The sequence below is a fragment of the Pseudomonas sp. FG86 genome, from assembly GCF_057808775.1.
In genome coordinates, this window is sequence record NZ_JBMDIS010000159.1 from 1 (window position 1) to 6,443 (window position 6,443).

At 64.8% G+C, this 6,443-nt stretch carries 5 protein-coding genes; 4 read left to right on the top strand and 1 reads right to left on the bottom strand.

Translation table 11 applies throughout. The features are described from left to right. Nucleotides 1-103: 103 nt before the first annotated feature. On the top strand, nt 104-898 hold the full coding sequence (locus ACODSV_RS35675) for an acetoin reductase (protein ID WP_150056543.1): 795 nt from the start codon (nt 104-106) through the stop codon (nt 896-898). Between the two features lie 56 nt (nt 899-954). On the opposite strand, the gene ACODSV_RS35680 is transcribed toward ACODSV_RS35675, so the two are convergent. Continuing rightward, complete coding sequence (locus ACODSV_RS35680; RefSeq protein WP_454843580.1) at nt 955-2,814, bottom strand: sigma-54-dependent Fis family transcriptional regulator; 1,860 nt, start codon at nt 2,812-2,814, stop codon at nt 955-957. A gap of 309 nt (nt 2,815-3,123) precedes the next feature. Here ACODSV_RS35680 and ACODSV_RS35685 point away from each other — a divergent pair, with 309 nt between their 5' ends. The 3 genes from ACODSV_RS35685 to ACODSV_RS35695 are packed head-to-tail and all read left to right on the top strand — an operon-like array spanning nt 3,124 to nt 6,260. Next, nucleotides 3,124-4,101 carry a thiamine pyrophosphate-dependent dehydrogenase E1 component subunit alpha gene (locus ACODSV_RS35685; RefSeq protein WP_024076038.1) on the top strand — a complete coding sequence of 326 codons (978 nt, stop codon included), beginning with the start codon at nt 3,124-3,126 and terminating at the stop codon, nt 4,099-4,101. A gap of 39 nt (nt 4,102-4,140) precedes the next feature. Next, on the top strand, nt 4,141-5,160 hold the full coding sequence (locus tag ACODSV_RS35690; RefSeq protein ID WP_024076037.1) for an alpha-ketoacid dehydrogenase subunit beta: 1,020 nt from the start codon (nt 4,141-4,143) through the stop codon (nt 5,158-5,160). After that, a complete protein-coding gene (locus ACODSV_RS35695; protein WP_150055507.1) occupies nt 5,157-6,260 on the top strand; it encodes an acetoin dehydrogenase dihydrolipoyllysine-residue acetyltransferase subunit in 1,104 nt (367 codons plus the stop codon). Before ACODSV_RS35690 ends, ACODSV_RS35695 begins: the two co-directional genes overlap by 4 nt. The last annotated feature ends 183 nt before the right edge of the window (nt 6,261-6,443 follow it).

The following is a 6,443-nucleotide window of genomic DNA, read 5'->3' on the forward strand; positions in this document are numbered from 1 at the left end:
GAGACATCGCGTCTCAGCCCGCACGTCGATCCACTCGCGGCTCGACAGCTGCGGCGCGGACCTGCGATAGACGAGGCTTCTCTGATCATTGCAGGAGTTCGTCATGAGTACTGCTGGAAAAGTCATCGCTGGAAAAGTTGCGCTGGTGACCGGCGCCGGGCAAGGCATTGGCCGAGCCATCGCCTTGCGCCTGGCACGGGACGGTGCGGATATCGCCCTGGTCGACATCAATGGCACCAAGCTTGAAGCGGTAGCCGCCGAAGTGGTGGCCCTGGGGCGCAAGGCTTCGGTGTTCATCGCTGATGTGTCCAAGCGCGAGCAGGTGGTGGCGGCCGTGGAGCACGCGCACCAGACCCTGGGTGGCTTCGACATCATCGTCAACAACGCCGGGGTGGCGCAGATCGATTCGCTGCTGGACGTGACCCCGGAACAGGTCGAACGCACCCTGGGCATCAACGTGCAGGGGGTGTTGTGGGGCATCCAGGCGGCCGGCAATAAATTCAAGGCGCTCAAGCAGAAGGGCAAGATCATCAACGCCTGCTCGATTGCCGGGCATGAAGGCTTCGCCCTGCTTGGCGTGTACTCGGCGACCAAGTTTGCCGTGCGCGCCTTGACCCAGGCGGCAGCCAAGGAACTGGCCAGCGTCGGGATCACGGTCAACGCATATTGCCCCGGTGTGGTGGGCACGGACATGTGGGTCGAGATCGACAAGCGCATGGCCGAGATCACCGGTGCCGAGGTGGGGGCCACCTACAAGAAGTACGTGGACGGCATCGCCCTGGGCCGTGCGGAAACCCCAGAGGATGTAGCGGGGCTGGTGGCTTACCTGGCGGGGCCGGATGCGGATTACATGACCGGGCAGTCCCCGTTGATCGATGGTGGCCTGGTCTACCGCTGATACCTCGGGGTCTGCATCGGTCCGGTGTGGGAGGGGGGCAAGCCCCTCCCACAGGTTCAGTGTTTGCCCGGCATGTCGATGCCCAACTGGTTGACGCGTCGGTAGAGCGTTGCTCTGGAAATCCCCAACGCCTGCGCTGTCGGTAATGGCTTCCAGCGATGCCGAATCAACGCATCCAGCACCACCTGGCGCTCCGGGCTGACAGGGGCTTGCACATCGGCCTCGGCCCGCTCGCCGCGCACTTCCACGGGTAAATCCGCCAGCTGGATCGTACCGCCCTCGCACACCGCACAGGCATACGCCAGTACATGGCGCAGTTGCCGCACATTGCCCGGCCAGGCATAGCCCAGCAGCAACTCCAGCGCGGCCGGGGCGATGCCCACCGAGATGCCACCGCCGCGGGCTTCCTGCGTCACCAGCCCGTTGATCAACGCCAGCTTGTCACTGCGTTCGCGCAGGGGCGGCAGGCAGAAGCGCGCACAGCCCAGGCGAAAGTACAGGTCCTCGCGAAACCGCCCCTCGCTCACCAGCGCGGCCAGGTCACGGTGGCTGGCGCAGATCACTTGGATATTCACTGCGCGGGTTTTCGCGGCGCCCAGCGGGGCCACTTCACCTTCGGCCATGACCCGCAGCAAGCGGGTCTGCAGGGCCAGCGGCATGTCGCCAATTTCATCGAGGAACAGCGTGCCGCCATCGGCCTGCACCAGTAACCCCGGCATGCCTTTGCTGGAGGCGCCGGTAAAGGCACCGGCCACGTAGCCGAACAGCTCGCTTTCGATCAGGTTTTCCGGGATCGCCGCGCAGTTCACTGCCACGAACGGTCCCTCGCGGCGCGCACTGCGCTCATGCAACTGGCGGGCGAAAACCTCCTTGCCCGCACCGGTTTCACCTTGCACCAGCACCGGCAGGTTACGGTCCTTCACGCGCACAGCCAGGCGCAGGTGTTCTTCCACGCGCGGGTCGACCTGGGTGTTTGCAACCACCCGCGCCGGTTTGCGTCGGGGTGGGTTGACCCGCACATGTAACGCGCCAGGCTCGCCGAGCCAGTTCAACTGCTGGGTCGATTGATCGGTGACGGCGTGCAAGGCGTCCAGGTCGAAAACCTCGCCGATATGCTCCGGCACTTGGCCAAAGCGCAGCCGCAGGGCCTGGCGCGCTTTGCTGTTGAGGGCATGCAGGCGGCCGTCCTGGTCCCAGGCCAGCAACAGGTCGGGCTGGCTGTCGACATACCCTGGCGTGCTGTGGGCCTGGAGCACCCAGTGCTGGCGGGCGCTGTGCATGAAGAAGGCGTTCTCGATGGCCTGGGCGCTCTGCGCCACCATCTGCCGCACCAGGTGCTGGCTGCGCCGGTCATCCGGGGACTTGAGCGCCGAGGCGTCCATCACCCCCAGCAGGTTGCCCTGGGGGTCGAAGATCGGCGCGGCGGAGCAGGTCAGGCTGATAAAGGCTGCACGGAAGTGATCGCGCTTGTGCACCGTGACCGCCGCCTTGCTGGTGAGGACGGTGGCCACGCCACACGTGCCTTCCTCGGCTTCCGACCAGCAGGTGCCCAGGTACAGGCCGGCCTTGCGGCAATCGGTGCGAATGGCCGTGTCCACGCGGTGGTCGATGGTCTGGCCCTGGGCGTCGGTGAGCATCACACAGTAGTCGGCCTGGCGCACACGGTGGTGCAGCTGACCGACGGCCTCGCTGGCGATGCGCATGAACAGCTCGGCGCGCTCGCGGCATTCCTTGAGGCGTGGTTCGCTGAGGATGCGCGGGCCTTGCAGTGAGCCAGGGTCGAGATGGTGTTGTTCCATGGAGCGCCGCCACGAATCGAAAATGAGTGACGGTACTGGCGCCTGGGGCAGGCGATCGGCATTGCGCACCACGCGACTGACGCAGTCGACATGGTCCTTGGAGTTCGCGGCGAGCATAAGGCCTCCGGTTCTCGATCTTTGTTGTTATGCCCGCCATTAAGCGCGCATGTGCGCAGAGGGACAAGGGCGGCCTGACCAACTGCCCGGCGTGAGACGCAGCGTCTCATTCGGGCTGAGACACCACGGGCAGGTTGCAATGGCCCGTCTCATTTTGCGGCTCGGGGACGTCGCCGCACAACCGCAGGGTACTGCTCTGGATCAAGGCTTTGCGCGGTTTTTCCGCGCCTTGGCACAGGCTGTGCTGAGCAGGTTGCAGCTGGCCGCTGCCAGCCTTTTGTGTGTCGAGACAACCTGGAGAACAACAAGATGTCCACTCACCTGTCCACCGATCAATTGCTGCATGCCTACACCGTGATGCGCACCATCCGTGATTTCGAAGAGCGCCTGCATGTGGAATTCGCCACCGGCGAGATCCCTGGTTTCGTGCACCTGTATGCCGGCCAGGAAGCCAGCGCAGCGGGAGTGATGGCGCACCTCAACGATGAAGATTGCATCGCCTCCAACCACCGTGGCCACGGCCATTGCATCGCCAAGGGCGTGGATGTGTTCGGCATGATGGCCGAGATCTACGGCAAGAAAACCGGCGTGTGCGGCGGCAAGGGCGGCTCCATGCACATCGCCGACCAGGAGAAAGGCATGCTCGGCGCCAACGGCATTGTCGGTGCCGGTGCGCCGTTGGCGGCCGGTGCGGCGCTGGCCTCCAAGCTCAAGGGCAGCCAGGGTGTGGCCGTGGCGTTTTTCGGCGACGGTGGCTCCAACGAGGGGGCGGTGTTCGAAGCCATGAACCTGGCCTCGATCATGAAGCTGCCGTGCCTGTTCGTCGCGGAAAACAACGGCTATGCCGAAGCCACCGGTTCAGGCTGGTCGGTGGCGTGCAAGGACATTGCCGAGCGCGCCGTGGGCTTTGGCATGCCGGGGGTGATTGTCGATGGCAATGATTTCTTCGCCGTGCACGCAGCCCTTGGCGTGGCCGTGGAGCGCGCACGCAATGGCCAGGGGCCGACCCTGGTGGAGGTCAAGCTGAGCCGTTTCTACGGCCATTTCGAAGGCGATGCGCAAACCTATCGCGGCCCGGATGAAGTCAAGAACCTGCGCGAATCCCACGATTGCCTGGCGCTGTTTCGTCAACGCTGCAACGCCGAAGGCTGGCTCGATGCGGCGCAATTCGAGCGCATCGACGCAGAGGTCGCACAACTGATCGAAGACGCCGTGCGCCTGGCCAAGTCCGATCCCAAGCCCCAGGCCGCCGACCTGCTCAGCGATGTCTACGTGGCTTACCGCTAATCGCCACCCACTACAAAAACAATTCGTGGAGAGACCGTCATGGCTCGCAAAATCAGTTATCAGCAAGCTATCAACGAAGCCCTGGCCCAGGAAATGCGCCGGGACCAGAGTGTGTTCATCATCGGCCAGGACGTCTCCGGCGGCACCGGTTCCCCCGGAGAGCAGGATGCCTGGGGGGGCGTGCTCGGCGTGACCAAGGGCCTGTACCCGCAGTTTCCCGACCGCGTACTCGATGCGCCATTGTCCGAAGTCGGCTACGTCGGCATGGCGGTCGGCGCGGCGACCCGCGGCATGCGCCCGGTGTGCGAATTGATGTTCGTCGACTTTATCGGCTGCTGCCTCGACCAGTTGCTCAACCAGGCCGCCAAGTTTCGCTATATGTTCGGCGGCAAGACCACCACGCCGCTGGTGGTGCGCGCCATGTACGGCGCCGGCCTGCGCGCCGCGGCCCAACATTCGCAGATGCTCACCTCGATGTGGACGCACATCCCCGGCCTCAAGGTGGTGTGCCCGGCCACGCCGTATGATGCCAAGGGCATGCTGATCCAGGCGATCCGCGACAACGACCCGGTGATCTTCCTCGAGCACAAGATGCTCTACAGCCTGCAGGGCGAGGTGCCGGAAGAGCTGTACACCGTCCCCTTTGGCGAAGCCAACTTTGTACGCGAAGGCAATGACGTCACCCTGGTGACCTACGGGCGCATGGTGCATATCGCCCTGGAAGCCGCGGCCAACCTGGCGCGCCAGGGTATCGACTGCGAAGTCTTGGACCTGCGCACCACCAGCCCGCTGGACGAAGACAGCATCCTCGAAAGCGTGGAGAAAACCGGGCGCCTGGTGGTGATCGACGAATCCAACCCACGTTGCTCCATCGCCACCGATATCAGCGCCTTGGTTGCACAGCGCGGGTTTTCGTTCCTGCGCGCGCCCATCGAAATGGTCACCGCGCCACACACACCGGTGCCGTTCTCCGATGCGCTGGAAGACCTGTACATCCCCAATGCCGCGAAGATCGAGGCGGCTGTGCTGAAGATCGCCGACAAGAGGACTGCCGCATGATCCATACCTTGACCATGCCCAAGTGGGGGCTGTCGATGACCGAGGGCCGCATTGATGTGTGGCTGAAACAACCCGGCGACTCGGTGGAGAAGGGGGAGGAAGTGCTGGATGTGGAGACCGACAAGATTTCCAGCAGTGTCGAGGCGCCGTTCAGCGGGGTGCTGCGCCGGGTGCTGGCGCTGAGCGACGAGACCTTGCCGGTGGGGGCGTTGCTCGGGATCGTGGTGGAGGGCGAGGCCACGGAAGCCGAGATTGACGCTGTGATCGAAGGCTTCCAGGCCGGGTTCGTGTCCAGTGCGGCCGAGGCGGAAGCCTCGGGGCCCCGCGCGCAGAAAGTCGAGGTGGGCGGGCGCCTGCTGCGCTACCTCGACCTCGGCGAGGGCGGCACGCCGCTGGTGCTGGTGCATGGCTTTGGCGGCGACTTGAACAACTGGCTGTTCAATCACGCGGCCCTGGCCGCCGAGCGGCGGGTGATCGCCCTGGACCTGCCGGGGCACGGCGAGTCGGGCAAGGCCCTGCAAAACGGCGACGCCGACGAGCTGGGCCAGGCGCTGCTGGCGTTGCTCGATCACCTTGAACTCGACCGTGTGCACCTGGCCGGGCACTCCATGGGTGGGTTGGTCAGCCTGACAGTGGCGCGGCAAGCGCCGGCGCGGGTCGCCTCGCTGACCCTGATTGCCAGCGCCGGGCTGGGTGAAGCGATCAACGGGGACTACCTGCAAGGGTTTACCGAGGCCAGTAACCGCAACGCGCTCAAGCCGCAGTTGGTGCAACTGTTCAGCGACCCGGCACTGGTCACGCGGCAGATGCTGGAGGACATGCTCAAGTTCAAGCGCCTCGAAGGCGTGGACCAGGCATTACGCCAACTCAATGCCCAACTGTTCGATGGCGGGCGGCAGCGCCTGGATCTGCGCAACGTGGTGGGGCAGCAGCCGAGCCTGGTGATCTGGGGCGATGACGATGCAATCATCCCGGCCAGCCATGCCCAGGGGCTGGAGGCCCAGGTGGAGATATTGCCGGGGCAGGGGCATATGGTGCAGTTGGAGGCGGCGGAGCGGGTGAACCAGTTGATGGCAGCCTTCCTCAACTCCCAAGCCTGATAGCGAACCCAATGTGGGAGGCCTCACGACCTCTTCGACGTAGCGCTGTCGCGCAGCGAACTGTAACCCCTGTGGCGAGCGGGCTGGTTGTGGCGAGCGGGCTTGCCCCGCGTTGGGGCGCGCAGCGCCCCCAATGAAGGACGAGTGCGGTGTACCAGATATTCCGCAGAGACTGGTTTTGGG

Coding starts and splice junctions, on each gene's coding strand:
- ACODSV_RS35675 (WP_150056543.1), top strand. CDS start 104: ATGAGTACTGCTGGAAAAGTCATCGCTGGAAAAGTTGCGCTGGTGACC.
- ACODSV_RS35680 (WP_454843580.1), bottom strand. CDS start 2,814: ATGCTCGCCGCGAACTCCAAGGACCATGTCGACTGCGTCAGTCGCGTG.
- ACODSV_RS35685 (WP_024076038.1), top strand. CDS start 3,124: ATGTCCACTCACCTGTCCACCGATCAATTGCTGCATGCCTACACCGTG.
- ACODSV_RS35690 (WP_024076037.1), top strand. CDS start 4,141: ATGGCTCGCAAAATCAGTTATCAGCAAGCTATCAACGAAGCCCTGGCC.
- ACODSV_RS35695 (WP_150055507.1), top strand. CDS start 5,157: ATGATCCATACCTTGACCATGCCCAAGTGGGGGCTGTCGATGACCGAG.